This window comes from Mesorhizobium sp. B2-6-2 (assembly GCF_006440615.1).
Classification (GTDB): Bacteria; Pseudomonadota; Alphaproteobacteria; order Rhizobiales; family Rhizobiaceae; genus Mesorhizobium.
Map to the genome: position 1 here is coordinate 390680 of NZ_VFUG01000002.1, position 25946 is coordinate 416625.

Sequence of the window (25946 nt, forward strand, 5' to 3'; positions counted from 1 at the left end):
CGCTGTCCAGAGCAGTTCCAGTGTGCAGCGGTTTTCCGTCCGGAATTGCTCTGACAGCTCAGTCACGCTGCTCAAGGATGGAGGAATGCACCGCGATCACGCCCGCGCCGATGAGCTCGAGGCAGTATGGCACGGCGGGGAAGACGGCGCTGAGGCACACGTCGATGGAGGCAGGTTTTCCGGGTAGGTTTATGATCAGCGAACGACCGCGCACGCCTGCGGTTTGACGCGAGAGAATGGCGGTGCGCACATGCTGCAGGCTGGCCTGCCGCATGAGCTCGCCGAAACCGGGCAACTCCTTGGCGATGACCTGCCGCATGGCTTCCGGAGTGAGGTCCCTTGGCGAGGGGCCGGTTCCGCCGGTCGTCAGGATCAGGTCGGCGCCTGCCTGGTCGCAAAGCTCGATGAGCACGTCACGGACGCTCTCCAGGCCGTCGGGGACGATGCGGCGGACGAATTCGCACGGTTCCGCCAAGACACGGCGAAGCCAGCGCTCGATTGCCGGTCCGCCAAGATCCTCGTATTCGCCGCGGCTTGCACGGTCGGATATAGTCACGATCGCGATCCGGGTCATCGCCGTCAGGCCCTCGCCGTTACCTGCCAGCCGGGCCTGGCATAGGCGTATCCATCGACCAGGGTGCCGGGCAAATCGAGGCATGAAAGGGTGAAGCGGGCATCTTCGGGCTCCTCCCTGCCGTCGGCAAGTCTTCTATAAGTCCTCGCCACCTCCGCCATGTCGCATGCCTGCGGGGATAAACGAAGGCGCCTGATTGCCTTCGAGGCGAGCGCGTCGGGCGCGGGGCAGAAAGCCTGAACCTGATTGGAAAGGGTTTGCACGCCGTTGACGGCGAGGAACTGCTGGTCGTCAAGCGTGTCGACCGCGAGACCGTCGGGATCCCTTTCGCATGTGAACTGGCACGAATCCTTGTGAAGGCCATGGATCCGCGCATGATAGCAGCGTCCGGAAAGAGCGAGCGGCAGCCGCCCGAAGGCGAAAATCTCGAACTCGGCCTCGGGACATTTCAGGGACATGGCGCCGATCGCCGCAAACGACAATTCCACGGGCGGGCAGATCGTCCGCGCGCCGAGCTGGATCAGGAATCTCGCGGAAGCTTCGTTGTAGACGTTCAGGAACGGACCCGTGACGAAGGTTCTGCCGGAACGTGAGGGCAGGCCGGACACGTCATTGATCTCAACCAGCCGCTCGTCTCCGCAAATGTCCTCGAGGCCTTTGCGTTCCCGGACGGTTGCCGGCGCGGCCAGTGTGGATAGCACCACCTGCTTGCCGCCGCGCTCCAGCCGTTCGATGACCGCCGGCCACACAGGATCGGAAAACGGCATGCGTTTTCCGCAGACGACTTCGCCGACGTGAACCCGCTCGATCGGGGCCTCGTCCGCGATCCTGCGGTAAAAATCCAGGAGACGGTCGGCGGACCAATGGAAGAAGACCGGTCCAAGCGTCAAAGCGATTTTCGGCAGAGCGATTTCCGGCAGGGCGATTTCCGTCGGGGCGATTTGGGGCACCGGCTATCTCCATTTCTTCTCGTAAGCGCCGGCCGTCTGCCGAGCCCCTTCCGACTGGCCGGCGAGAAGCCGGTCGATATCGACAGCGTCGCCGCCCTGTTCGACCGCGTCGACCGCTTTCCTGAAGGCGCGGACGACCTCGCTTACATAGCCTTTGCCGCGCTGACGCCCTTCGATCTTCAACGCAGTTACCCCGGCGGCCTTCAAGCCCGCGATCATGCCGCCGGCATTCAGGCTGACGGGATCCTCAAACAGATGGGACGTCTTGCCCCCGGCTTTGAATTTGCCTTTGCACAGAGTGGGATAACCCACCGGCTGGCCGCGCGCGTACCGGTCGATGGTGAAGCCGGACAGCCGCGCCGTCGTGCCGCTCGGCCCTTCGTCATAGCTCACCATCTCGGGCGGTGAGCAGACACCGTTGAGGTTGGGCGATTTTCCCGTCGCGTATGACGAGAGATAGCAGCGTCCTTCGATCATCACGCAAAGGCCGCCGAAAACGAAGGCTTCGGTTTCCACGCCGATCGCACGGTTCAGCGCCGCTATCTCCTGGAGCGAAAGGACCCTTGGAAGCACCACGCGGCGGATGCCGAAATGAGCCGCATAGAAGCCGATCGCTTCGGGCGTTGCCGCGGCAGCCTGCACCGACAGGTGAAGGCGGATCTGCTTGTGATTCCGTGCCACATGGTCGAGCACGGCGAAGTCCGCGGCTATGATGGCATCCGCGCCGCTTTTGACCGCTGCGTCCGCAGCCTTCTTCCAGATGTCGACATCGTCGACGCGCGCAAAGGTATTGATCGCGACCAGAATCTTGCTGCCGTGGTCGTGGGCGAAGCGCACACTTTCGGCGAGCTCGTTCGGGGAGAAATTGAGCCCGGGAAAATTGCGGGCGTTGGTTTCATCGCGAAATCCACAATAAACCGCGTCCGCACCCGCCTGGACGGCTGCCCTCAACGTAGCAGGCGTTCCCGCCGGACAGACCAGTTCCATGCGTGCCTTCATGCTTGCTGCGCCTTGCTAGGGCTGTTGTGGGCCAATCGCCGTGCGACGCCCAAGGCGCCGAGGACACTCTTGTCGACATAGCGGGCCAAGGTGCCGTGCAGCCCGAGCAGGTCCGCCGGGCGAAGCTCCGCGTCCTCTATCGTGTTCCTCAAGGCAAGCACGGCTTCCGTGCGCCCGCTTATGGAGATCACGCGGCTGAAGAACATCGCATCGCCGTCCAATGTGCCGTCAAGCAGGCCCAACAAGGTCAGAAGCGGCCCTTTGATCTGCACGTCCGATCGAGCAGCCTCATCCTTGCTTACGACGCGAACGCCGGATCGTTGTCCGTCCGGGACCACGCAGAACGCGAATGCGAGGTCGACGGGATCGATGCCGAAGCAGGCCGACCGGGATTCGCCCAGGCGCTCGAAAAGGCCGGGACGTCGCCTGGCGAGCGAGCGCAAGGACAATGTCAGCAATGGCCCGAGCGGCAGCCCTGCAACCGTCGGAAATAGGAGGCGGACAAATCGCGGCAGGATTGGCCCGGCATTGTGCTGCGGCATATTTAAGAGCTGCCCGTTTCACATTCGATCATGAAGGTTTACGGCCATCCAGAGACCGCATTCGCTGCCTGAGCAGCTTCGAAAAATTATCCTTGTTGGGGCAGAACTCGCGATAGTGGCTTTCGAAATCGAAGGCCTCAAGATGGCTGTGGCATCTTCGGCGATGGGGACATGTGATACAGGTTCGGGACATGAACTGATCATGCGCGAATTCCAGAGTATGAAAATTGTCGGGATCGATCCCAACTGAACGCATCGCCAGTGTAAGGAAATCCTTCGCGGCATAGGGCAGATGCATGGCGTCCTCGAACTCGCTGGGCGACATCCCAATGTCCTCAAGCAGGCCCATGCACTCGTCTGTTCCGAGTGCCCAAAAATCCCTTCTGGCTACCCTGTTCCGCCTGCGGTCTTTGAAAACGGCGATTGCGGTCCGGCACGCATCAAGGGTGTTGTTGATCAGGTTGCTGCTCATATGCGCCCCAGTCCTTCAAGCAAAAAGAGTTTCCGACCGATAGTAGGGTGCAGAAACGGCTCGTTCTTTGCGCTAGCGCAAAGTTCTCGAGCGGCTGCTGGTGCGAGAAGGATGCGGCCGACGGACCGGTCGTGCCGGATTTCGCCATGCATTATCGCCTTCTTCCCCAGTTCTGCGATCTCGGCTCCTTTGTTTCCTATCTGAACGGGAAGGGCCAGCTTCGACAAATCAGCGCCCCGGTATCGACGCGATTCGAGCTGACGGAGATACATAGAAGGGTGATCGCGGCGCGAGGACCGGCGTTGCGCATCACCATGCCTACGGACGGCCAGGGAGTGGGTTCGTCCTTTCCGGTCGTGGCAAATATCTTTGGGACGCGGGAGCGTGTCGCCTGGGGGCTGGGCACGGACGTTCGCGGGTTGGAAACGCTCGGCGCTCTGCTGGCGTGGATGAGGTCCCCCCAGGTTCCGCAGAATTTGCGCCAGGCCCGCCAGATTTTCTCCGTAGCGCGCGGCGCGTTGGCGGCGCGCCCGAGGATCGTATCGCTATCGAGACTATGGAGGGATGCGGAACCGGATTTCGCGATCCTTCCCGTCCAGACCTGCTGGCCGGAGGACGCGGGTCCCCTCATCACATGGCCCGTGGTCGTCACCCGGCCACCGGGCGACGGTGACCCCGGCAGATACAATCTGGGCGTATACCGGATGCAGGTCATTGCCCGGAATCGGGCGATCATAAGGTGGCTGCCCATGCGAGGCGGCGCGGCTCACCACCGCATGTGGCAGGCGAGGGGGCTTGAGATGCCCGTCGCAGTGGTCATCGGCGCGGATCCCGCGACACTGATAGCGGCGGTGATGCCGGCGCCCGAAGGCGTATCGGAACTGTCGCTGTCCGGATTGATCAACGACCGACGGGTTGCACTATCGCCATGCAAGAGCATCGAGCTCCATGTCCCCGCCAGCGCCGAGATCGTGATCGAGGGAACCGTCTCACCCACCGAAACGGCGCAGGAAGGTCCCTTCGGCGACCACACCGGATACTATAACGGCGCGGAGCATTTTCCCGTCTTCAAGCTCAAGCGGATTCGCGTGAGGGACGGCGCAAATTATCTCACGACTTTCACCGGGCGCGCGCCCGACGAGCCCTCCGTCCTCGCCGAGGCGCTGCTCGACGTCTTCAAGCCGCTGCTGTGCCAGCAAATGCCGGAAATACTCGACGTCTGGTTGCCGCCGGAGGCCTGCTCCTACCGGATCGCGGTCATATCGATCGCCAAGAAATATGTCGGACAGGCGCGGCGGGTGATGATGGGGTCCTGGTCGCTGCTGCCGCAGTTCTCGATGACCAAGATGGTCGTCGTGGTGGACGACGACATCGACATCCGGTCATGGTCGGACGTGATGTGGGCGGTCGCCACCCGCATGGATTTCTCGCGCGACCTGATGACGCTGGATCGAACCCCTATCGACGCTCTCGACTTCGCGTCGCCGCTGGAAGGGCTCGGCGGAAAAATCGGATTCGACGCGACGCGCAAGATCGGGTCCGAAACGTCCCGTGAGTGGGGGAAGGAGCTGAAGATGTCCTCTCACATCGTTGGAAGGGTCTCCGAGCGCTGGGATGAGCTTTTCCCGCTGGCAGCCGCTTCGGTGCAGAAATGACGAAACGGATCATAGTGGGGGTTACCGGCGCATCAGGCTCGGTGCTGGCCCTCGAGACCATACGCCAACTGGTCAGAGGTGGGGTGGAAACGCATCTTGTCACCTCGAAGAGCGCGCGCATGACCATTGCTTACGAACTCGGAGCCGACGGATTGGCACAGCTTGCCTCACTCGCCAATCACACCCACTCCCATCAGGACATGGCAGCACCCATTGCCAGCGGCTCCTTCAGGACGGACGGCATGATCGTCGTGCCTTGCTCGATGCGGACCCTTGCGGCGATGGCGCACGGCCTGGGCGACAACCTTCTGACCAGGGCGGCCGACGTCGTCCTGAAAGAGAGGCGCCGGTTGGTGGTCGTGCCGCGTGAGGCGCCTCTGCATGAAGGGCATCTGGAGGCGATGCTGAGATTGACGCGGATGGGAGCGATCATCGCGCCGCCGGTGCCGCCGTTCTACGTCAAGCCGGCTTCGATCGAGGCGATGGTTGTCGAGATGGCGGCACGACTGGTCAACTGGGCCGGCGTTGACCCCGGCGACAAGCTGACCAGGTGGGGCGAAAAGAATGTCGCGACCCGCCAGTTGTTTTGATGGAGCCGCCAATGGGAGGGAAGACCCCGGCGAATTGCAATGAGGAGCAGCAAGGCGAGCCATATGATGTAAGGCGACTTCATACGGCAAGGAAACAGTCGGCCGTCATGTCGATGTTCGACAGCCTCGAGCCGGGGCAGGCGTTCTCGGTGATCCTGGACTTCGATCCCCGCCGATTGAAGCGTCAGCTCGAGGCATCTTTCGCCGGCGACCTGATCTGGTTTTGCCTCGAGATTGGGCCACCGGAATGGCTGATCGAAATCGGGAAGAGAAAACCGGCTCAATGACCGGGCCAGTTGCAGGTCTCAACTATCGTACAATTGCGGTGAGAGCGGCAAATTGACCGAGCTGCCGCATCGAAAGCGCGCCATCCATCGCGATCGCCGCGATGTCGTCAAAGAGAAGGGCGAAGTCCTGGTAGACACTGATGTCCCGTTCGGCCTCTCCTATCTCGTCGAGATCCTGCAAGAACAATAAAATGGTCTCGATATGCGCACGTTGACGGCGCGCGTTGGTGAGATGCCCGCGGGCCGCCGGCCCTATCTCCAAACGGGCGAAGCGGGACAAGGTCTCGTCAAGCTTGGAGCGGCACCGGCAGTCCAATCCCGCCTCGTCGATCAGCCCTGCCAGCCGGGCAGCGGTGATCGCCATTTCCGCGGCGCTGTTTTCGGGAAGGCCGTGCTTCATCTTCTTCTTCTCCCGTCGCAGACAGGCTGCCTGGAGTGGCTGTGCAGTTGACCTGCGCCCTGAGCAGCCTGACCGAGAAGATCGAGACACGTCCCAGGACGGGAACCAGATCGCTGAGCTGCTTCAAGAACAATCCTCAAGATAGTCGATGCTTCTGAGAGATGTTTGCGCTGGAGCAAACACCGAACCGATCCCCGCACCTATTGCACCATACGTGTCCTTCTGCCGGTCCGTCCAATGGCGGGCGACGCCGGAGAAGATTCCGCAGGACGGGTCGCATGGGCGCCGACGGCAATTTCAGGGCGTTCAAGACAAGACCGGTGCACTTGCCGTTCCGTCCGTTCTTTCTCGTGGCTGTTGTCGCTGCCGTCCTCGGCGGCAGTGGCTGGTTGCCGTCGGCGTTCGGGCTGCAAGCCTACGGCTCGGCAGGAATCTCTGCCGTTGACTGGCATCGCGACATGCTTCTGTTCGGGATGGTACCGGCAGTGCTGACCGGCTTCCTGCTGACCGCGCTGCCGCGCTGGACGGGACATCGCGTGACGTCGCCGCGCGCGACACATCTGCTCGTTCTGTTGTGGGCCTGCGGCCGTGTCGCCTTCCTGCTGCGGTTGCCGTCGCTCGGGCTTGCGTTTCCGGCCGTCTGGATGCTTGCACTGTTATCGATCGCGGCCAGGGCGGTGATCGGTAGCCGGGATCGCCGCAACATCAAGATACTGCTTCTCCTGGCCGTTTTTTGCGGCAGCAACGGACTCGTTGCGGCATCGTACCAGGTCGAATTAGCGCTGAGACTGGCGCTCGTTTCGATGATCAGCCTCGTCATCATCATCGCTGGGCGGGTCGTGCCGGCGTTGACCGTTGCCTATGTCGAGAGCGCCGGCGCTCAGATCATTCTCAGCCGCTCTGTTTTCAGGGAGCAGACGGCAGCGCTGATGACGATTTCTGCGCTTTGTTCGTGGGTTGTCGCGCCGGAGGCGCAACTCACCGGCATTGCCTGCGTTCTCGCCGCTCTAAGCCAAGCGATCCGTGCCGCGCAATGGAAAGGCTGGCGCAGCCTGTCGTCGTCGACGGTGCTTGGCCTTCACATCGGCTACGGCTGGATCGTCGTGGGTTTTGGATTGCTGGCGATCCATATCTTCGCGCCTGCGATGCTCGGCGAAGCGACCGCTCTTCACGCGTGGACCATCGGTGCCACCGGAACGATGGCCCTTGCCATCATGGCGAGCATGATCCGCAAGCATAGCCGGCTCGCCTTCACGCCCTCGACGCCTGCGACCGGAGCACTCGCGGCGATGACGGCCTGCTGTCTGTCACGCCTGCTGATCGAAGCGCTGCCTGGCTATTTCGGCCTGCTGGCAAGCCTTTCAGGCGCTTTGTGGATTGTCGCGTTTGGCCTGTTTCTGGCGGCCTATCGCGGGCCTCTTTTCGGCGCCGGAGCGAAATAGCCTACCAGATCCAGAAAAGCAGGAGCCACCCCGCCACGGCGGGTGCCATCGCAAGGCGAGATGTCTTTGTGCCAGCGCAAAGAGGAGGCGTCGTTCTCGGTCTAGGCTTCGCCGCGTGAATTCCGACCGCCGTCCGATTACGAACCTGACATCTGCTCCACTATGGGCTCGTCGAGGACTTCAAGCAATCCGACCGCCTCATGACTGGGAAATCGTCGCCAGGATTGATCCTGATCAATGCCGCAACCAGCCAATGAAGCAATTCAATCCGGCATGAATTTCATTGCTCCGCCTCCAAGGAGACACCCGCCAATGCAGACGGCTTTGAATCCGAAGTCTGGTCAAATATTAGGCGCAAGCACGGCCGCATTTACGGTCTGCTTCGCGGTCTGGACCATCTTCTCCATCATCGGCATTCGCATCCGCCAGGAACTCGGCCTCAGCGAGACGCAGTTCGGTCTGCTTGTCGGCACGCCCATCCTGACCGGTTCGCTGCTTAGGGTCGCGCTTGGCATCTGGACCGACCGCTACGGCGGACGGTTCGTCTTCACGGCGAACATGCTGGCGGCCGCGGTCGCGACCTTCCTGCTGTCCTATGCTCACACCTATCCGCAGATGCTGGTTGCGGCTCTCGGCGTCGGCATCGCCGGCGGCTCCTTTTCGGTCGGTGTCGCCTATGTCTCGCGCTGGTTCCCGCCGCAAAGGCAAGGCACGGCGCTCGGTGTCTTCGGCGCCGGCAATGTCGGTGCCGCGGTCACCAAGTTCCTCGCCCCCTTCGTGCTTGTCGCCTTCGGATGGCAGGCCGTGGCGCAGGTCTGGGCGGCTGCTCTGGTCGTCATGGCCGCCATCTTCTGGTTCACCACGGCTGACGACCCGGTCATCGTCGAACGCCGGCGTTCCGGCATCAAGCCGAAAAGCGCCTGGCTCGAGCTAGAGCCTCTGAAGAACGTCCAGATATGGCGTTTCGCGCTCTACTATTTCTTCGTGTTCGGCGCCTTCGTCGCGCTCGCGCTCTGGCTGCCGCAATATCTCATCAATGTCTACGGCCTCGACATCAAGAGGGCCGGCATGATCGCCGCCTTCTTCTCGGTGCCGGCGAGCGTGTTCCGCGCCTATGGCGGGCACCTCTCGGACAGCTTCGGCGCGCGCCGCGTGCTCTATTGGACCTTCTTCGTCTCGGTCGTGGCAACCTTCGTCCTGTCCTATCCGCCGACCGACTATATCGTGCACGGCGTCAACGGCACGACGACATCCTTCCATATCGAGATGGGCCTTTTCGGCTTCATCGTCACGATCTTCGTGCTCGGCTTCTTCATGGCGCTCGGCAAGGCCGCCGTCTACAAGCACATCCCGGTCTACTATCCCGATCATGTCGGTTCGGTCGGCGGACTGGTCGGCATGATCGGCGGCCTCGGCGGCTTCGTGCTGCCGATCCTGTTCGGCTTGCTGCTCGACCTGACCGGCCTCTGGACGAGCTGCTTCATGGCGCTCTTCCTGCTGGTGACGGGCGCGCTTCTGTGGATGCATATGGCCATCCGCCAGATGGAGCGCGGAACCGTCGGCGAGGCCCTCGCCAAGCTGCCGCCGTTCCCCGAAATGCAGCAAATGCCGGAGCCGGTGGCAAAGACCCGAACGGGCGGCGCCCTTGCCGACTGGCGTCCGGAGGACAAGACCTTCTGGGCTGAAACCGGCCGCCGAATCGCCAAGCGCAATCTGTGGCTGTCGATCCCGGCGCTGCTGCTTTCCTTCGCCATCTGGCAGGTGTGGTCGGTCGTGGTCGCCAAGCTTCCGCTGGTCGGCTTCACCTTCACCACCGACCAGCTGTTCTGGCTCGCCGCCCTGCCGGGGATTTCAGGGGCGACCCTGCGCATCTTCTATTCCTTCATGGTGCCGATCTTCGGCGGCAGGCTCTGGACGACGCTGACGACCTGGTCGCTCGTCATACCGGCGGTCGGCATCGGCTATGCGGTGCAGAACCCGGACACGCCTTATGTCGTGCTGCTGATCCTGGCGCTGCTGTGCGGCTTCGGCGGCGGCAACTTCGCTTCCTCCATGGCCAATATCTCCTTCTTCTTCCCGAAGGCGGAGAAGGGAAACGCGCTGGCGCTCAACGCCGGGCTCGGCAATCTCGGTGTCAGCGTCGTCCAGTTCGTGGTGCCGCTGGCGATCGCCACCGGGATATTCGGCTGGCTCGGCGGCGATCCGGCCATGGTCAAGGGCCCGGCCGGCGATACGCCTCTCTGGCTGCAGAATGCCGGCTTTGTTTTCGTGCCATTTATCGTGCTCTCGGCTTTTGCCGCCTGGTTCGGGATGAACGACATCGCTTCGGCCAAGGCGTCGTTCAGCGAGCAGGCCGTGATCTTCCAGCGCCGTCACAACTGGATCATGGCCTGGCTTTACACCGGTACTTTCGGATCCTTCATCGGGTATTCGGCCGGCTTCCCGCTGCTTTCGAAGATGCTGTTTCCGGACGTCAACGCGCTCCAGTTCGCCTTCCTCGGCCCGCTCGTCGGCGCTCTCTCGCGCTCAGGCACGGGCTGGCTTGCGGACAGATATGGCGGCGCGCGCGTCACCTTCTGGGCCTTTGTCGTGATGATCGCGGGCGTTGCGGGTGTCTTATGGTTCATCGGCATCAAGGACCAGCCGGGCGCGTTCACGGGCTTCTTCGCTTCCTTCCTGCTCCTGTTCTTCGCCACCGGCGTCGGCAACGCCTCCACCTTCCAGATGATCCCGGTGATCATGGCCAAGGAGATGGGCCGGCTGTTTCCCAAGGCCAACGCTGAGGCGCGCCGCCAGCAGGCGGAGAAGGAGTCGGCCGCCATCACCGGCTTCACCTCGGCGATCGCCGCCTTCGGCGCCTTCTTCATCCCGAAGAGCTACGGCAGCTCGATCGCGCTCACGGGCTCGCCGAACGCCGCGTTGTGGGCGTTCCTGCTGTTCTATGTGAGCTGCCTTGCCATCACCTGGGCTGTCTATACCCGCAAAGGCGGCCTTCTCCACTCCATCGAGCGCGCCAAGCGCGTTGCGCCCGTCCATACGGCCGCAGCCGAATAACCAGGGACAAAGCAATGTCGCATTTTCTCGACCGGCTAACCTTCTTCCGCAAGACCGTCGACACCTTCTCCGACGGCCACGGGATCGTGACCAATGAGGACCGCTCCTGGGAAGACGGCTACCGCAAGCGCTGGCAGCACGACAAGATCGTGCGCTCCACCCACGGCGTGAATTGCACCGGCTCCTGTTCGTGGAAGATCTACGTCAAGGGCGGCATCGTCACGTGGGAGACGCAACAGACCGATTATCCGCGCACACGGCCCGACCTGCCCAACCACGAGCCTCGCGGCTGCGCGCGCGGCGCCTCCTACAGCTGGTATCTCTATTCCGGCGCCCGGGTGAAATACCCGATGATCCGCGGCCGGCTGTTGAAGCTGTGGCGGGCCGCCCGCGCCAAGATGCCGCCCGTCGCGGCCTGGGCCTCCATCGTGGAGGAAGCGGGAAAGCGCCAGTCCTACATCTCGATCCGCGGCCATGGCGGCTTCGTGCGCGCAAGCTGGGACGAGGTGAACGAGCTCATCGCGGCGGCCAATGCCTATACGGTGAAGACCCATGGTCCCGACCGCGTCATCGGCTTCTCGCCGATCCCTGCCATGTCGATGGTCTCCTATGCGGCGGGCTCGCGCTATCTGTCGCTGATGGGCGGCGTGTGCATGTCGTTCTACGACTGGTACTGCGACCTGCCGCCCGCGAGCCCGCAGACATGGGGCGAGCAGACCGACGTTCCCGAGAGCGCCGACTGGTACAATGCCGGCTTCATCATCGTCTGGGGTTCCAACGTGCCGCAGACGCGCACGCCCGACGCGCACTTCTATACCGAGGTCCGTTACAAAGGCACCAAGAGCGCGGTAGTCAGCCCGGATTACGCCGAGGCGACCAAGTTTGCCGATATCTGGCTCAACCCCAAGCAAGGAACGGACGCCGCGCTGGCGCTGGCGATGGGGCATGTCATCCTTCGCGAATACTATCTCGATCGCACGGTGCCCTATTTCGACGACTACGCCCGCAAATATACCGACCTGCCATTCCTGGTTCGCTTGACCGAACGCGACGGCCGCCTCGTCCCCGAACGGCTGCTTCGCGCCTCCGAAATAGCCGGCGGGCTGGGCGAAACCAACAATCCGGATTGGAAGACGGTTGCGATCGACGACAACACGAACGCTCTCGTGGCTCCGCGCGGCTCGATCGGCTATCGCTGGGGCGAGAATGCAAAATGGAATCTCGAGGAGAAGGACGGCAAGGGCCAGGACGTCCGCCTCAAGCTGACGCTTGCCGGCAAGAAGGCCGAGATCGCGGCTGTCGATTTTCCCTATTTCGGCGGTCGCGCCACCGAACATTTCGTCTCGACCGATCACGGTGAAATCCTCACCCGCAATCTGCCGGTTCGGCGGATCAAGCTGGGCGACGGCTCGACGGTGGCGGTGGCCACCGTGCACGATCTGATGATGGCCAATTATGGCCTCGACCGCGGCTTTGGCGGCGATCACACGGCCAGCAGCTACGACGACGATGTGCCGTTCACGCCGGCCTGGGCGGAGCGCGTCACCGGTGTGAAACGCGATGCGATCGTCACCGTCGCACGCGAGTTCGCCACCAACGCGGAAAAGACCAACGGCCGCTCGATGGTGATTCTCGGCGCCGGCGTCAATCATTGGTACCATATGGACATGACTTACCGGGGGATCATCAATCTCCTGGTGTTCTGTGGCGCCATCGGCCAGTCGGGTGGCGGCTGGTCACACTATGTCGGGCAGGAGAAGCTGCGGCCGCAGACCGGGTGGACGCCGCTTGCGTTCGCGCTCGACTGGAACCGGCCGCCCCGGCACATGAACTCGACCTCCTTCTTCTATGCGCAGACCGACCAGTGGCGCTACGAGACGCTCACGGCCGCGGAAATACTGTCGCCGACGGCGCCGGAGGGAGACTGGAACAAGAGCTTCATCGACTACAATGTCCGCGCCGAACGCATGGGCTGGCTGCCCTCGGCGCCGCAGCTCAGGCAGAATCCTCTGACGATCGCCGCCCAGGCCAAGGCCGCCGGCCTTGAGCCAAAGGATTACGTGGCCAAGGCGCTGAAATCCGGCGAGCTGGAACTGTCCTGCCACGATCCGGACGATCCCGCCAACTGGCCGCGCAACATGTTCGTCTGGCGTTCGAACCTGCTCGGCTCGTCGGGCAAGGGACATGAATATTTCCTCAAGCATCTGCTGGGCACGACGCATGGCGTGATGGGCAAGGATCTCGGACCGGAAGGAGCGGTCCGCAACACGGAAGTCGTCTGGCACGAGACCGCGCCGCAAGGAAAGCTCGACCTGCTGGTGACGCTCGACTTCCGTATGTCGACCACCTGCGTCTACTCGGACATCGTGCTGCCGACGGCCACCTGGTACGAGAAGAACGACCTCAACACGTCCGACATGCATCCCTTCATCCATCCGCTCTCGGCGGCGGTGGATCCGGCCTGGGAGGCGCGCTCCGACTGGGAGATTTACAAGGGTCTCGCCAAGAGCTTCTCCGAAGTCGCGCCCGAGGTCCTGGGCATCGAGCAGGATGTGGTTCTTTCGCCTATCCAGCACGACAGCCCGGCCGAGATTGCCCAGGCCCTCGATGTCAAGGACTGGAAACTGGGCGAAGTCGAGCCGGTTCCGGGCAAGACGATGCCGTCGGTGACGCTCGTCACTCGCGACTATCCCAATCTCTACGCCCAGTTCACTGCGCTTGGCCCGCTGATGAGGAAAGTCGGCAATGGCGGCAAAGGCATCGCCTGGGACACCAAGCACGAAGTCGAGGCGCTTGGCGCGTTGAACGGCATCCATCTCAGCGGCGCGGCCAAGGGCCAGCCCAAGATCGAGACCGACATCGACGCCGGCGAGGTCATTCTGATGCTGGCGCCGGAGACCAATGGCGAGGTGGCGATCAAGGCCTGGGAAGCCCTGTCGGAAATCACCGGCAGGGAGCATGGCCACCTTGCCTTGCCGAAGGAAGACGAGAAGATCCGCTTTCGCGATATCCAGGCGCAGCCGCGCAAGATCATCTCTTCGCCGACATGGTCCGGCATCGAAAGCGAGAAGGTCTGCTACAACGCCGGCTATACCAACGTCCACGAACTGATCCCCTGGCGGACACTGACCGGCCGCCAGCAGCTCTACCAGGATCACCTCTGGATGCGGGCATTCGGCGAGGGTTTCGTCACGTGGAAGCCGCCGGTCGACCTCAAGACGATTTCCGCCGTCAAGGGGCTCAGGTCCAACGGCAACAAGGAGATCGTCCTCAACTTCATCACGCCCCACCAGAAATGGGGCATCCACTCCACCTACAGCGACAATCTCTTGATGCTGACGCTCAATCGCGGCGGTCCTGTGGTGTGGATTTCCGAGGCCGACGCCAAGGCCGCTGACATCGTCGACAACGACTGGGTCGAGGTCTTCAATACCAACGGAGCGCTCACGGCCCGCGCCGTGGTCTCCCAGCGTGTCAAGCCCGGCATGATGCTGATGTATCATGCCCAGGAAAAGATCGTGAACACGCCCGGATCGGAAATGACGGGCAATCGTGGCGGCATCCACAACTCGGTCACCCGAACGGTGCTGAAGCCCACCCACATGATCGGCGGCTATGCTCAGCAGTCCTACGGCTTCAACTACTACGGAACCGTCGGTTCCAACCGCGATGAATTCATCGTCGTCCGCAAGATGGCGAATGTCGATTGGCTGGAAGAACCGCTCGCATCCCAGGCGCCGAAGGAGGCCGCAGAATGAAAATCCGCGCTCAGATCGCGATGGTGCTGAACCTCGACAAGTGCATCGGGTGTCACACCTGCTCCGTCACCTGCAAGAACGTCTGGACCAATAGGGAAGGCGTCGAATACGCATGGTTCAACAATGTCGAGACCAAGCCGGGCGTCGGCTATCCCAAGGAATGGGAGAACCAGCAGAAATGGAACGGCGGCTGGCGGCGCAAGAAGAACGGCAAGATCGAGCCGAAGATCGGCGCCAAATGGCGCATCCTCGCCAACATCTTCGCGAACCCCGATTTGCCGGAGATCGACGACTATTACGAGCCGTTCACCTTCGACTACCAGCATCTGCACACGGCGAAGGAATCCAAGGCTTTCCCCACGGCGCGTCCGCGCTCGGCCATCACCGGCGAGCGGATGGAGAAGATCGAATGGGGGCCGAACTGGGAGGAGATCCTCGGCGGCGAGTTCGCGAAGCGGTCGAAGGACGTGAACTTCGAGGGCGTCCAGAAGGACATATACGGCCAGTTCGAAAACACCTTCATGATGTATCTGCCGCGGCTGTGCGAGCACTGCCTGAACCCCGCCTGCGCTGCCGTGTGCCCATCAGGAGCCATCTACAAGCGCGAGGAGGACGGCATCGTCCTGATCGACCAGGACAAGTGCCGCGGTTGGCGCATGTGCGTCTCCGGCTGTCCCTACAAGAAGATCTACTACAACTGGTCGTCGGGAAAATCGGAGAAGTGCATCTTCTGCTTCCCGCGCATCGAGGCGGGGCAGCCGACGGTTTGCTCGGAAACCTGCGTCGGGCGCATCCGCTACCTCGGCGTGATCCTTTACGACGCCGACCGTATCGAAGCCGCGGCCAGCACTCCCAACGAGAAGGACCTCTATCAGGCGCAGCTCGACGTCTTCCTCGATCCGAACGATCCGGCGGTCATCGCCCAGGCCCGGGCCGACGGGATTCCCAACAACTGGCTGGAGGCGGCCAAATTGTCGCCGGTCTGGAAGATGGCGATGGAGTGGAAGATCGCCTTTCCGCTGCATCCGGAATACCGCACCCTGCCAATGGTCTGGTACGTTCCGCCGCTCTCGCCCATCCAATCGGCGGCGGCCGCAGGCAAGATGGGCGTCGACGGCGACATGCCCGACGTGCGCAGCCTGCGCATCCCGCTCCAGTATCTCGCCAATCTGCTGACGGCGGGCAATGAGGAGCCCGTGGCCCTTGCGCTCGAACGCATGCTGGCGATGCGCAGCTATATGCGGGCAAAGACGATCGACGGCCGCCTCGACGAGTCGATCGCGGCGCGGGTCGGCCTGACGGGCGCGGCCATCGACGAAATGTACAAGGTGATGGCGATCGCCAATTACGAGGATCGTTTCGTCATCCCGACATCGCACCGCGAATGGAGCGAGGACGCGCAGGACCTGCGCGGCTCCTGCGGCTTCTCCTTCGGCAACGGCTGCTCGGGCGGTTCCTCGGAGACGAACCTCTTCGGCACCAAGCAGGCAAAGCGGCCGACAAACCCGATGGAGATTGCGTGATGGCCCCGCATTCGAACAGAACCTTCAAGGCGCTCTCGGCGCTGCTTTCCTACCCGAGCGAGGAGCTTTGCGCGGCGATCCCGGAGATCGCCGCGGCGGTCGCGGCCGAGGGATTGGTGTCGGACGAAGCGGGCAGGCAGCTGCAGTCCTTGCTGGCCGATCTGGCCACACTGGATCTCTACGACCTGCAGGAGCGCTACGTCGAGTTGTTCGACAAGACGCGCCGTCACTCGCTGCATCTCTTCGAACACATCCACGGCGAGAGCCGAGATCGCGGCCAGGCCATGGTCGACCTTGCCGAACATTACCGGCGTGGCGGGCTTGTCGTCGCGGCAAACGAACTGCCCGACTTCATCCCGCTCTTCCTGGAGTTCCTCTCCGCTCGTCCGCTGGAAGAGGCGCGCGGCCTGCTCAATGAAGCCGCCCACATCTTCTCGCTGCTGGAGGAGCGGCTCGCCAAGCGCAACGGCGGCTATGCCGCCGTGTTCACGGCCATATGCTCGCTTGCCGGCAAGCCCGCCATGGTCGCGGACGCTGCCGAAATCGACGAGCCCGACGACCTGGCGGCTATCGACGCAGCCTGGGAGGAGACCGCCGTCGCATTCGGCCCCGGAAACGCGACGGACGGCTGTTCCGTCGACCGGCTGAGAATCCAGATGCGCGCCGCCAATCGCGACGCGCGCAACAATGCGGCCTGACGGAGGCAAGCCATGTCCGACACGATCAACCACGCGCTCTTTGGCTGGTATCCCTATTTCTGCCTGACCATCTTCCTGCTCGGCAGCCTGATCCGCTTCGATCGCGAGCAGTATACCTGGAAGACGGGTTCCTCCCAGCTGCTGCGGCGACGCCAGCTCCGCTGGGGCTCCAACCTGTTCCATGTGGGCATTCTGGCGATCTTCGGCGGCCATTTCGTCGGCCTGCTGACACCGATCTGGGTGTTCGATGCGCTCGGCGTTTCGCACAGCTTCAAACAGGGTCTTGCCATCACCGCCGGCGGCATCGCCGGTGTGGCCTGCTTCATCGGTATCGCGCTTCTTGCCCATCGCCGGCTGTTCGATGCCCGCATCCGCAAAACGTCCGCGCCCGGCGACATCGCGATTTTGCTGCTGCTGTGGGTTCAACTCGCGCTTGGCCTTTCGACCATCTTCGTCTCGCTCGGCCACATGGACGGACACGAGATGGTGAAATTCATGAACTGGGCGCAAGGCATTCTCACCTTGCAGCCGGCGGCCGCAGCCTATGTCGCCGACGTCAACCCGATCTTCAAGGCGCATCTGCTGCTCGGCATGACGATCTTCCTGGTCTTCCCGTTCACGAGACTGGTTCATGTGTGGAGCGCGCCGGTCTGGTATCTCGGCCGTCCCGGCTACCAGGTCGTGCGCACACGCTTGTCGATCCGCCGGTCGCCCGCGCCGGTGCCGGCGGTGCGCTCCGCCGCGCCGGCGCGGCGACCCGCCGCCATTCCTTCCCACCAGCCTGCGGAGTAGACCATGGCCGCCCTCGTCATCGACCATTCGGCCGGGCGCAAATCGTCCGAACATCCGCACGAACACCGGCCTGCGACTCCCGACACGGCGCCGTCCCGCGAACGCGTGGCGATGCCGCCGGTGACCGTCAACGGTGTGGCGATATCGCGTAAGGCGATCGCCGCCGAGGTGCAGAACTTTGCCGCGCGCAATCCCGGCGAGGGCTGGCGTGCGGCTACCCGTGCGCTCGTCATCCGCGAGCTGCTCCTGCAGGAGGCCCGGCGTCTCGATATCGCCATGGAGCAGCGGACCGACCAGGACGGACGCCGGGAGACCATCGAGGATGCGCTTGTGCGCGGCCTGATCGAGCGCGAGGTCCACGTTCCCGAGGCTGACGAGGTGATGCTGCGGCGCTTCTACGAGAACAATCTTCGCCGCTTCGTGACGCCGCCGCTCCTTGAAGCCGAGCATATTCTCATAGCGGCTCATCGCGATGACAAGGAGGCCTTTGCCGCCGCGCGTGAAAAGGCGCTGTCACTCAGATCCGGCCTAGCCGCAACGCCCGAGCGTTTCGCGGCGCTGGCGCGGGATTGCTCGGATTGCCCATCGGCAACCGTTGGCGGCAGCCTCGGCCAGATCGGACCCGGCGACACGACGCCGGAATTCGAGGCTGCCCTCGGCGATCTTGCGCCGGGTGAGATTTCTTCGCCGGTGGAGACGCCTTACGGCGTCCACCTCATTCGGCTGACGCGGCGCATCGACGGCCGCCAGCTTCCTTTCGAGGCGGTGCGCGAACGCATTGCGTCCTACCTGGCCGAGCACGTCAGCCGGCAGGCGACGGCGCAATACGTCGCGCTGCTTGTCGGCCGGGCGGACATCGTCGGGATTGCCATCGATGGCGCATCCTCGCCGCTGGTGCAGTGAGGCGGATGCGATGCTCGGAGATATCATCGCCTCGCTGGAGGATCCGAAAGCGGCCATGGCTATGGTCGCCGCGTTCGAAGAGCCGGCCTTGGCTGCGCTGCTGACCGCCGCCGCGGATGCGTCCGGTCGTTCGCCGGCCGATATCGTCGGCTCGGCCGTTCGCAATTTCGTGGACACTGCATCCGACGATCTTTGGACGCAACTCATCGGTATCATGAACCGCGCACAGGATCCGGGCCTTGCGGCCATGCGCGCGATTCTCGAAAAGGCGCTGCCGGACGTCGAGGCATGACCGTGCCGGCAATACTGCCCCACAGCAGCTTCGGCGCAGGCGCTGGTGCCGTGCGGCGCGACGCACAGCCATCGCATTGGCGGCCACAGAATGAGCCGGAAATGGTTCCGTTGGTCGACGCCGTCGGATGCCTTCAATTCCGGCGCATCGGGGCGATCCAGCGCCGCTGCCGGCTGGCAAAAATCAAACCAAAAGGAGATTCCCATGCAGGGCGTTCGTCCTGACTGCCCCATTACCGCGATCGTCTATTCAGACGGCGCGGAGTTCGAGGCATTCCTGCAGGAAACAACTGCCGTCATGGCCGAGCGGGAGATGCGATTGGCCGGCCTTGTCCAGCTAAGCGAAAAGAGGCCTGATCGGGTGAAATGCGACATGCATCTGCGGGATCTCGCTTCGGGTAAGCTCCACGGCATCTCCGACGATCGGGGTCCCCATGCCCGAGGTTGCGTTCTGAATACCGACAGCCTGCTCCGCGCCTGCGAAGCCGCCGGGGCAGGGTTGTCCGGCAAGACCGATCTTCTGGTTCTCTGCAAATTCGGCAAGACCGAGGTCGAAGGCGGTGGCTTCAGGGGCTTGATCGCCAAGGCGCTGGAACTTTCCGTGCCGGTGCTGATCGGTGTTCCCGCCATCAATCTCACGGCGTTCCGCGAATTTGCAGCCGATCTCGCCCGAGAAATCGAACTGTCTCATCTTTCGTCCGACCGGTTTGCGGCCGTGGACCGTCTGCTCCACGATAGCTTGATGCTTGACCCCAACCAATCCCAGGATTGGAGAACGGCCGGTGCCGAAATGGCTTGACATCATTCTGCGCTCCATCGTTGCCGGCGGAGCCGTGGGTGTTTGGGCAGCCATTGTCAATTTGACGGGAGGCCCATCGGTTTTGATTGTCTTGGCGGCGATCTTGATAGCGTTCGGCGTCTCCGGCGATTTCCGCCACAGCTAGAGCAAATTCCAAGAAAAGTGTGAAACCGTTTTCCGTCCGGATCGCATCAGGACAAAGAAATAGAGCGGTTCGCCGTTTCAATGAAACGGTGAAACGCTCTGCTAACGGTTTGCTGGCTCGGGATACTCGGTCAGCGGTGCTGCGACAGCTTCGCTGTATCCAGCATCGGCGGGCGGGCCACCGCGCAGCGCCACATAGAGTGCCGGAATGACAAGCACGGTCAGCAGCGTCGAGGAGGCGAGGCCGAACAGTAGGGATATGGCGAGGCCCTGGAAAATCGGATCGGTCAGGATCACCGCGGCGCCGATCATCGCCGCGAGCGCGGTGAGCAGGATCGGCTTGAAGCGGATCGCGCCGGCCTTGAGCAACACACCGACGAGCGGTCCGTCGGCCCCCCTGGTGTGCCGGATGAAATCCACCAGCAGGATCGAATTGCGCACGATGATGCCGGCTAGCGCTATGAAGCCGATCATCGAGGTTGCCGTGAAGGGCGCGGCGAAGGCCCAGTGGCCGAGCATGATGCCGATCAGTGTCAGCGGGATCGGGGTCAGGATGACCAGCGGCAGCTTGAACGATCCGAACTGCGCGACGACCAGGATATAGATGCCGAGGATAGCCACCATGAAGGCGGCGCCCATGTCGCGGAACGTCACCCAGGTCACCTCCCATTCGCCGTCCCACAACAGAGTGGGTTTGGATTCGTCGTCCGGCTGGCCGTGCAGCGCGATGGCCGGCTTTGGGACGTTGCCCCAGTCCGCCTTGGCAATCGCATCGTCCACGGCGAGCATGCCATAGACCGGCGCCTCGAACGCGCCGGCCAGTTCGCCGATCACCATCTCGGCCGGGCGCCCGTTGTGGCGGAAGATCGGGTAGGAGGCCGGCTCCCGGCTCACCCGCACAACGTCGCCAAGCTCGACAACATCGCGCGCGCCGGGCAGCGCGTTTGCGGCCACCGGCGTTGCCAGGGCGCGCTGATCGACCACGCCGTTTGTCTTGGACAAGGCGATGCGGATCGGGATCGGCAGGCGTCCGCCGCCTCGGTGCGAGTAGCCGACCGTGGTCCCGCCGTAGAGATAGCTCAGCGTGTCGTACACGTCCGCCTGCTCGACCTTGTAATATTCCAGGTTGTCCTGGTCGATCGAAAGCCGGAGCCGTTCCGGCTGGTTGTGGAAGCTGTCGTCAATGTCGACGATGAACGGGATGCTTGCGAAGGTCTCGCGAACCTTGGCCGCGACCGCGCGGCGGGTCTCGGCATCCGGGCCGTAGATTTCGCCCAGCAGCGTGCCAAGCACCGGCGGCCCCGGCGGCGGCTCCACCACCTTCAGCACCGTGCCCGCCGGAATCGCCATACCCTTCAAGCGATCGCGCAAGTCGAGCGCAATGGCATGACTGGCCCGGTTGCGGTCGCCCTTGGGAAGCAGGTTGACGGCGATGTCGCCCTGTTCGGGGCTCGATCGCAGGTAGTAGTGGCGCACCAGGCCGTTGAAATTGAAAGGCGCGGAGGCGCCTGCGTAGGTCTGGAACGAAACCACTTCCGGCACCGAGGCCAGCCGGTTCACGGCTGCCTGCAGCAGCCGGTTGGTGTCCTCGACCGACGAGCCCCGGGGCAGGTCCGCCACGATCTGGAGTTCGGTCTTGTTGTCGAAGGGCAGAAGCTTGACCGTTACGTGCCTGGTGTAGATCAGCGCCATGGACCCAATCGTGGCGATACCCACGACCAGAAGGAAGGTCCATGCCCGGAGGCGCGACTTCAAGATCGGCCGCGCCACCGCGATGTAGACCCGCCCCAGCACGCCGCCATGCGCGCTGCCGGCATGGCCATGCGCACCGGTTTTTCCGCCGAGCTTCAGCATCAGCCACGGCGTCAGCATCACCGCGACGAAGAAGGAGAAAAGCATCGCCGCCGAGGCATTGGCCGGAATCGGGCTCATATAGGGGCCCATGAGGCCGGAGACGAACAGCATCGGAAGCAGCGCCGCCACCACGGTCAGCGTCGCCACGATGGTGGGATTGCCGACCTCGGCGACCGCGTCGATCGCCGCCTGGGTGCGCGAACGTCCATCGTTCATCGCCCAGTGGCGCGCGATGTTCTCGATGATCACGATCGCGTCGTCGACGAGAATGCCGATGGAGAAGATCAGCGCAAACAGGCTGACGCGGTTCAGCGTGTAGCCCATGATGCGCGATGCAAACATGGTCAGCAGGATCGTCGTGGGTATCACGACGGCCACCACCAGAGCTTCCCGCCAGCCGATGGCGACGGCGACCAAGAGAACGATGGAGACGGTCGCCAGCCCCAGATGGAAGAGCAACTCGTTGGCCTTCTCATTGGCCGTCTCGCCGTAGTTGCGCGTCACGCGCATCTCCACGTCCTTCGGGAAGACCTGGCCGCGCACCTGCTCGAGGCGCTTGACGATCGTATCGGCGATGACGACCGCATTGGTGCCTGGTCGCTTCGCGATCGCAACCGACACGGCCGGCGTCCGCTCGAGACCGGTGTCGGACTTGACGATGTTGGTGACGCGGTTTTCCGCCGGCGACGTCGCGAGCACGACACTGGCCACGTCGCGGATATAGACCGGCCGGCCGTCGCGAGCCGTCAGCAGCAGGTTACCGATGTCGGACAAAGCCTGCAGCGTCTGGCCGGCCACCAGCACACGCTGATTCCCCTGGTCGCGCACTGTGCCGATTTGGAAAGACCGGTTGGCGCCCGCGATCTTGCCCGTCACCTGCTGTAGCGTGATGCCATATAGCGAAAGCTTTTCCGGATCCGGCTCGACCTGGATCTCTTCCGGCTGCTCCCCGACTATGTAGGTGAGGCCGATGTCGGGAAGCTTTGCGGCCTCGACCTGCAGCTCATGCGCAAGACGCGTCAGGTCCGCCGAAGCGTAGCGTGACGCCGCTTGCGGCGCCGGCGTCAGCGTCACCACCACTATGGCGACGTCATCTATGCCGCGCCCGACGATCAGCGGCTCAGGAATCCCGACAGGGATACGATCCATGTTGGCGCGGACCTTGTCGTGGACACGCAAGATCGCGGCGTCAGAGCTGGTGCCGACCTTGAAGCGCGCGGTCACTAGCGCGCCGTCGTCCATGGTTTGGGAATAGACGTGCTCCACGCCGTCTATGCCCTTGATGATCGTCTCCAGCGGCTCGGTCACGAGCTTGACGGCATCCTCGGCCTTCAGGCCGTTGGCGGACACGTGGATGTCGACCATGGGCACGGAAATCTGCGGCTCCTCCTCGCGCGGCAACGTGACCAAGGCCACAAGCCCAAGCGCCAGCGCGGCCAGCAGGAACAGAGGCGTCAGCGGCGATGCGATGAAGGAACGGGTAAGCCAGCCGGCGATGCCGAGTTTCATGGCAGGACGACCTTGTCGCCATCGGCAAGACCACTCAGGATTTCGACGCGCGGCTGGCCGGCGTCCTGGAATTCCCCGCCCAGCACGACCGCGGCCTCGAGCGGGCCGTCCGCTGTCTCGATCGTGACGTAGTCTATGCCGTGGACGGTCCTGAGTGCCTCGGGCGGAACGCCCAGCATGATCCGTTTGGCAACCGGTATGGAAACGAGCGTGCGCTCATTGACGAAATAGGTCCCGATATCGACGACTTCAACGTCGGCAATCACGCGGCCATTCTCGATCTCGGGATAGACCTTGGCGATCCGCCCCTCGCTAGCCTTGACGAAGCCGGCATTGGTACCCGTGCCGCGTTCGCCGATGTCGACGCGGGCGCCTTCCGTTATTTCGACGGCATGCCGCTCCGGCAAGGACAGTCGCAGATAATACTGGCCCGACGCCACCCGTGCCGCAGATTCGCCCGCCATGATCACCGAGCCGGTGGCGACCGGCACGGTCAGCACCCGGCCATCGGCCGGAGCCAGGATATCGCCTTCCCTGGTGCTTTGCTCGATGACCGCCTTCTCCGCAATCGCAGCCGCCAGCTGGTTCGTGACGACATCGAATTGCGTCTTCGCGGCGTCGACCCGGCTTTGGGCGGCGGCACCCTTGGCGAGCAGGTCCTGCGCGCGTTGCAGATCGGTACGGGCACTATCGAGTTGCGAATTCAGCGCCGCGATCTTGGCGTCGGCGGCTCTGAGTTGCAAGGCGAGCTTGTCGTCGACAACCGTGGCGATCACGTCGCCCTTGCTTACCTGGACGCCCTCCGAGACGCGGATGGAGGCGACGGTTCCCGAGATCCTCGCCCTGGCCGGCAGGATGGTGCGGCTCTCCACTTGTCCATACACAGCCTTCATCTCGGTGATGGCCGCGGCCTTGACTATGAAATCGGCGGCACGTGCATCGACCGAGACAAGGCCGGCGGCGCCGATCAGAACAATGTTCGCGAGGGCCGATCGTATGGGTCTCATTACGCTTCTCTCGTCGATTGAAACGGGCCGGGAGGCGACTGAGCCGCCTCCCGGCTAGCGGCCAATTGCTCGATGACGTGCCGTTATTTGAACGCCAGGCCCGGCTTGCAGCCGAGCTTCTTGAAGACCATCGCCGCCGGGCAGAAACCCGTGACCGAGGCCTGCATCATGTTGAGCCCGGCGAATGCGGTCAGCAGGAACCAGTAGGGCGAATAATAGATGCCGAGCGCGAGCGATATCAGCACCATGACGCCCGCAAACATGAGAACTGCCCTGTCTATCGTCATGATCCTTTTTCTCCTGGATACCGCCGTGCCTATTCGGCCGGCTCGATGTGGATGGCCTTGAGTTTCTTGATGCCGAGAACGTCGAGCGCCAGCCCCTCATAGAAGGTCTCGCTCTTTCCTTGTCGCACCTTGTGGAGGAAGTATTTCTCGAACCCGACCTTCGCCGCGTGCACCCACTTGCCCTGTGAAGACCAGTTGACGTTGCGGGGAGGGATCTGCGGCTGCGCGACAAAGGCTATGCCTTCATCGCCGAAATCGGCGAGGCAGACCGCATTCCATGTCGCGACGGCCCTCGGTTCCTCGCCGCGCAGAAGCGCCCCGATCTTCTCGGCGGTGGCCGTGACCATGGATTCGATCATGAAGCCCGTCTTCGGCACGCCCACGGGAAGCGGCGTCCTGCCGACCGGCGGAATGGCCACACAGACGCCGATCGCGAAGACATTCGGATAGGCCTGGTTGCGCTGATGCTTGTCGATGGTGACGAAGCCGCGCGGATTGACAAGGCCTTCAATGCCCTTGACGGCATCGACACCCCGGAACGCCGGCAGCATCATCGACAAGGCGAAGGGCAGGTCATGCTTGGCCTTGGTCGCACCGTCGTCGTTGACTTCCTCGACATGCATCACACCGGCGTCGACCGAGGTCACCTTGGCGTTGGTGACCCACTTGATGTGGCGATCGCGCATGGCGCTCTCGAGCAGGCCCTTGGTATCGCCGACGCCGTCAAGGCCGAGATGGCCGATATAGGGCTCCGGCGTGACGAAGGTAATCGGCACGCGGTCGCGCACCTTGGCCTTGCGCAGCGCGGTGTCGAGGATGAAGGCGAATTCGTAAGCCGGACCGTAGCAGGACGCGCCCTGGACAGCGCCCACGACTATCGGGCCGGGCTTGCGGACCAATTCGTCGAACCTCGCCCGCATGGCGACGGCATGGTCGATGTGGCAAATGGATTGGGTATGGCCGGCAGGTCCGAGACCCGACACTTCGTCGAAGGCAAGGTCGGGGCCGGTCGCGATGATCAAATAGTCGTAGTCGACGAGGGAGCCGTCATTGAGTTCGACGCGGTTTTCCTTCGGAAGCACCTTCTTCGCGCCCTCGTGGCGCAGCGCGATACCGCGACGCTTGAAGATATCCACCAGATCGACGGTGACGTCATCGCGCACCCGCCAGCCGACGGCCACCCAGGGATTGGAGGGCACGAAGGAATAAGACGTGCCGAGCGTGACGACGGTCAGCCGGTCGTCTCGGCGCAGCTTTTCGCGCATTTCGTATGCCATGATCGTGCCGCCGAGACCTGCTCCGAGGACGACGATGTGGGACATGATACCCTCCCGTTGGTTCGATCTTCGTGGCATCCTGCGCGGGAAAGTCGCGTTCCGCGTTGATCGGGCTCAATTTCCAAACGGGGCGACGCAA

At 63.2% G+C, this 25946-nt stretch carries 22 protein-coding genes; 12 read left to right on the forward strand and 10 right to left on the reverse strand.

The annotated features are described in order from the left end of the window. Positions 1 to 58: 58 nt before the first annotated feature. From mog to FJ419_RS07265, 5 genes are all read right to left on the reverse strand, one after another. Positions 59 to 574 (reverse strand): molybdopterin adenylyltransferase, encoded by a 516-nt coding sequence (gene mog, locus FJ419_RS07245; RefSeq protein ID WP_140688905.1) that lies wholly within the window; start codon positions 572 to 574, stop codon positions 59 to 61. A gap of 5 nt (positions 575 to 579) precedes the next feature. Further along, on the reverse strand, positions 580 to 1524 hold the full coding sequence (locus FJ419_RS07250; protein WP_246679137.1) for a U32 family peptidase: 945 nt from the start codon (positions 1522 to 1524) through the stop codon (positions 580 to 582). A 3-nt stretch (positions 1525 to 1527) separates the two neighbouring features. Next, positions 1528 to 2511, reverse strand: a complete 984-nt coding sequence (locus FJ419_RS07255) for a peptidase U32 family protein (protein ID WP_140689337.1) — start codon at positions 2509 to 2511, stop codon at positions 1528 to 1530. A gap of 8 nt (positions 2512 to 2519) precedes the next feature. Continuing rightward, on the reverse strand, positions 2520 to 2966 hold the full coding sequence (locus tag FJ419_RS07260; RefSeq protein ID WP_246679138.1) for an SCP2 sterol-binding domain-containing protein: 447 nt from the start codon (positions 2964 to 2966) through the stop codon (positions 2520 to 2522). A 127-nt stretch (positions 2967 to 3093) separates the two neighbouring features. Beyond that, positions 3094 to 3537: a hypothetical protein gene (locus FJ419_RS07265; RefSeq protein WP_140632127.1), complete on the reverse strand. Its 444-nt coding sequence runs from the start codon at positions 3535 to 3537 to the stop codon at positions 3094 to 3096. Between the two features lie 146 nt (positions 3538 to 3683). On the opposite strand from FJ419_RS07265, the gene FJ419_RS07270 reads away from it, so the two are divergent. From FJ419_RS07270 to FJ419_RS07280, 3 genes are read left to right on the forward strand one after another with little or no spacing between them, the layout of a single operon-like run. After that, a complete protein-coding gene (locus FJ419_RS07270) occupies positions 3684 to 5192 on the forward strand; it encodes a UbiD family decarboxylase (protein WP_140688909.1) in 1509 nt (502 codons plus the stop codon). Beyond that, positions 5189 to 5782 (forward strand): UbiX family flavin prenyltransferase, encoded by a 594-nt coding sequence (locus FJ419_RS07275; RefSeq protein WP_140688911.1) that lies wholly within the window; start codon positions 5189 to 5191, stop codon positions 5780 to 5782. Before FJ419_RS07270 ends, FJ419_RS07275 begins: the two co-directional genes overlap by 4 nt. Before the next feature lie 11 nt (positions 5783 to 5793). Then, on the forward strand, positions 5794 to 6069 hold the full coding sequence (locus tag FJ419_RS07280; RefSeq protein WP_181170634.1) for a DUF2249 domain-containing protein: 276 nt from the start codon (positions 5794 to 5796) through the stop codon (positions 6067 to 6069). Between the two features lie 22 nt (positions 6070 to 6091). Here the strand turns inward: FJ419_RS07280 and FJ419_RS07285 are convergent, their stop codons facing one another. Continuing rightward, entirely contained in the window at positions 6092 to 6469 is a 378-nt protein-coding gene (locus FJ419_RS07285; protein WP_140688915.1) for a hypothetical protein, read from the reverse strand. A gap of 278 nt (positions 6470 to 6747) precedes the next feature. Between FJ419_RS07285 and FJ419_RS07290 the strand changes: the two genes are divergently transcribed. The 9 genes from FJ419_RS07290 (at position 6748) to FJ419_RS07330 (ending at position 19729) form a co-directional block, all read left to right on the forward strand. Further along, the gene (locus FJ419_RS07290; protein ID WP_140688919.1) at positions 6748 to 7911 is read left to right on the forward strand and encodes an NnrS family protein; all 1164 of its coding nucleotides are present in this window, start codon (positions 6748 to 6750) and stop codon (positions 7909 to 7911) included. A 312-nt stretch (positions 7912 to 8223) separates the two neighbouring features. Then, complete coding sequence (locus FJ419_RS07295; protein WP_140688925.1) at positions 8224 to 10965, forward strand: MFS transporter; 2742 nt, start codon at positions 8224 to 8226, stop codon at positions 10963 to 10965. Positions 10966 to 10979: 14 nt separating this feature from the next. Beyond that, entirely contained in the window at positions 10980 to 14723 is a 3744-nt protein-coding gene (locus FJ419_RS07300) for a nitrate reductase subunit alpha (protein WP_140688927.1), read from the forward strand. After that, positions 14720 to 16246: a nitrate reductase subunit beta gene (gene narH, locus FJ419_RS07305; protein WP_140688929.1), complete on the forward strand. Its 1527-nt coding sequence runs from the start codon at positions 14720 to 14722 to the stop codon at positions 16244 to 16246. The genes FJ419_RS07300 and narH overlap by 4 nt, the downstream gene beginning before the upstream one ends. Further along, on the forward strand, positions 16246 to 16944 hold the full coding sequence (gene narJ, locus FJ419_RS07310) for a nitrate reductase molybdenum cofactor assembly chaperone (RefSeq protein ID WP_140688931.1): 699 nt from the start codon (positions 16246 to 16248) through the stop codon (positions 16942 to 16944). The genes narH and narJ overlap by 1 nt, the downstream gene beginning before the upstream one ends. 12 nt (positions 16945 to 16956) lie before the next feature. Further along, on the forward strand, positions 16957 to 17736 hold the full coding sequence (gene narI, locus FJ419_RS07315; protein ID WP_140688933.1) for a respiratory nitrate reductase subunit gamma: 780 nt from the start codon (positions 16957 to 16959) through the stop codon (positions 17734 to 17736). Positions 17737 to 17739: 3 nt separating this feature from the next. Next, on the forward strand, positions 17740 to 18639 hold the full coding sequence (locus FJ419_RS07320; protein ID WP_140688937.1) for a peptidylprolyl isomerase: 900 nt from the start codon (positions 17740 to 17742) through the stop codon (positions 18637 to 18639). Continuing rightward, entirely contained in the window at positions 18611 to 18931 is a 321-nt protein-coding gene (locus tag FJ419_RS07325; protein ID WP_246679140.1) for a hypothetical protein, read from the forward strand. Before FJ419_RS07320 ends, FJ419_RS07325 begins: the two co-directional genes overlap by 29 nt. A 90-nt stretch (positions 18932 to 19021) precedes the next feature. Further along, positions 19022 to 19729: a DUF2478 domain-containing protein gene (locus FJ419_RS07330; RefSeq protein WP_140688945.1), complete on the forward strand. Its 708-nt coding sequence runs from the start codon at positions 19022 to 19024 to the stop codon at positions 19727 to 19729. A 246-nt stretch (positions 19730 to 19975) separates the two neighbouring features. Here FJ419_RS07330 and FJ419_RS07335 read toward each other — a convergent pair whose 3' ends face one another. The 4 genes from FJ419_RS07335 to FJ419_RS07350 form a co-directional block, all read right to left on the reverse strand. Further along, a complete protein-coding gene (locus FJ419_RS07335; protein ID WP_140688948.1) occupies positions 19976 to 23236 on the reverse strand; it encodes an efflux RND transporter permease subunit in 3261 nt (1086 codons plus the stop codon). Further along, a complete protein-coding gene (locus FJ419_RS07340) occupies positions 23233 to 24243 on the reverse strand; it encodes an efflux RND transporter periplasmic adaptor subunit (RefSeq protein ID WP_140688952.1) in 1011 nt (336 codons plus the stop codon). Before FJ419_RS07340 ends, FJ419_RS07335 begins: the two co-directional genes overlap by 4 nt. An 83-nt stretch (positions 24244 to 24326) precedes the next feature. After that, positions 24327 to 24530 (reverse strand): DUF2892 domain-containing protein, encoded by a 204-nt coding sequence (locus FJ419_RS07345; protein ID WP_140688954.1) that lies wholly within the window; start codon positions 24528 to 24530, stop codon positions 24327 to 24329. A 29-nt stretch (positions 24531 to 24559) separates the two neighbouring features. After that, positions 24560 to 25852 carry an FAD/NAD(P)-binding oxidoreductase gene (locus tag FJ419_RS07350; protein ID WP_140688956.1) on the reverse strand — a complete coding sequence of 431 codons (1293 nt, stop codon included), beginning with the start codon at positions 25850 to 25852 and terminating at the stop codon, positions 24560 to 24562. Between the last annotated feature and the right edge of the window lie 94 nt (positions 25853 to 25946).

Excerpts from the sequence above, each read along its gene's own strand:
- mog (WP_140688905.1), bottom strand. The coding sequence starts at position 574 with ATGACCCGGATCGCGATCGTGACTATATCCGACCGTGCAAGCCGCGGC.
- FJ419_RS07255 (WP_140689337.1), bottom strand. The coding sequence starts at position 2,511 with ATGGAACTGGTCTGTCCGGCGGGAACGCCTGCTACGTTGAGGGCAGCC.
- FJ419_RS07265 (WP_140632127.1), bottom strand. The coding sequence starts at position 3,537 with ATGAGCAGCAACCTGATCAACAACACCCTTGATGCGTGCCGGACCGCA.
- FJ419_RS07270 (WP_140688909.1), top strand. The coding sequence starts at position 3,684 with ATGCATTATCGCCTTCTTCCCCAGTTCTGCGATCTCGGCTCCTTTGTT.
- FJ419_RS07275 (WP_140688911.1), top strand. The coding sequence starts at position 5,189 with ATGACGAAACGGATCATAGTGGGGGTTACCGGCGCATCAGGCTCGGTG.
- FJ419_RS07280 (WP_181170634.1), top strand. The coding sequence starts at position 5,794 with ATGGGAGGGAAGACCCCGGCGAATTGCAATGAGGAGCAGCAAGGCGAG.
- FJ419_RS07285 (WP_140688915.1), bottom strand. The coding sequence starts at position 6,469 with ATGAAGCACGGCCTTCCCGAAAACAGCGCCGCGGAAATGGCGATCACC.
- FJ419_RS07290 (WP_140688919.1), top strand. The coding sequence starts at position 6,748 with ATGGGCGCCGACGGCAATTTCAGGGCGTTCAAGACAAGACCGGTGCAC.
- FJ419_RS07295 (WP_140688925.1), top strand. The coding sequence starts at position 8,224 with ATGCAGACGGCTTTGAATCCGAAGTCTGGTCAAATATTAGGCGCAAGC.
- FJ419_RS07300 (WP_140688927.1), top strand. The coding sequence starts at position 10,980 with ATGTCGCATTTTCTCGACCGGCTAACCTTCTTCCGCAAGACCGTCGAC.
- narH (WP_140688929.1), top strand. The coding sequence starts at position 14,720 with ATGAAAATCCGCGCTCAGATCGCGATGGTGCTGAACCTCGACAAGTGC.
- narJ (WP_140688931.1), top strand. The coding sequence starts at position 16,246 with ATGGCCCCGCATTCGAACAGAACCTTCAAGGCGCTCTCGGCGCTGCTT.
- narI (WP_140688933.1), top strand. The coding sequence starts at position 16,957 with ATGTCCGACACGATCAACCACGCGCTCTTTGGCTGGTATCCCTATTTC.
- FJ419_RS07320 (WP_140688937.1), top strand. The coding sequence starts at position 17,740 with ATGGCCGCCCTCGTCATCGACCATTCGGCCGGGCGCAAATCGTCCGAA.
- FJ419_RS07325 (WP_246679140.1), top strand. The coding sequence starts at position 18,611 with ATGGCGCATCCTCGCCGCTGGTGCAGTGAGGCGGATGCGATGCTCGGA.
- FJ419_RS07330 (WP_140688945.1), top strand. The coding sequence starts at position 19,022 with ATGAGCCGGAAATGGTTCCGTTGGTCGACGCCGTCGGATGCCTTCAAT.
- FJ419_RS07335 (WP_140688948.1), bottom strand. The coding sequence starts at position 23,236 with ATGAAACTCGGCATCGCCGGCTGGCTTACCCGTTCCTTCATCGCATCG.
- FJ419_RS07340 (WP_140688952.1), bottom strand. The coding sequence starts at position 24,243 with ATGAGACCCATACGATCGGCCCTCGCGAACATTGTTCTGATCGGCGCC.
- FJ419_RS07345 (WP_140688954.1), bottom strand. The coding sequence starts at position 24,530 with ATGACGATAGACAGGGCAGTTCTCATGTTTGCGGGCGTCATGGTGCTG.
- FJ419_RS07350 (WP_140688956.1), bottom strand. The coding sequence starts at position 25,852 with ATGTCCCACATCGTCGTCCTCGGAGCAGGTCTCGGCGGCACGATCATG.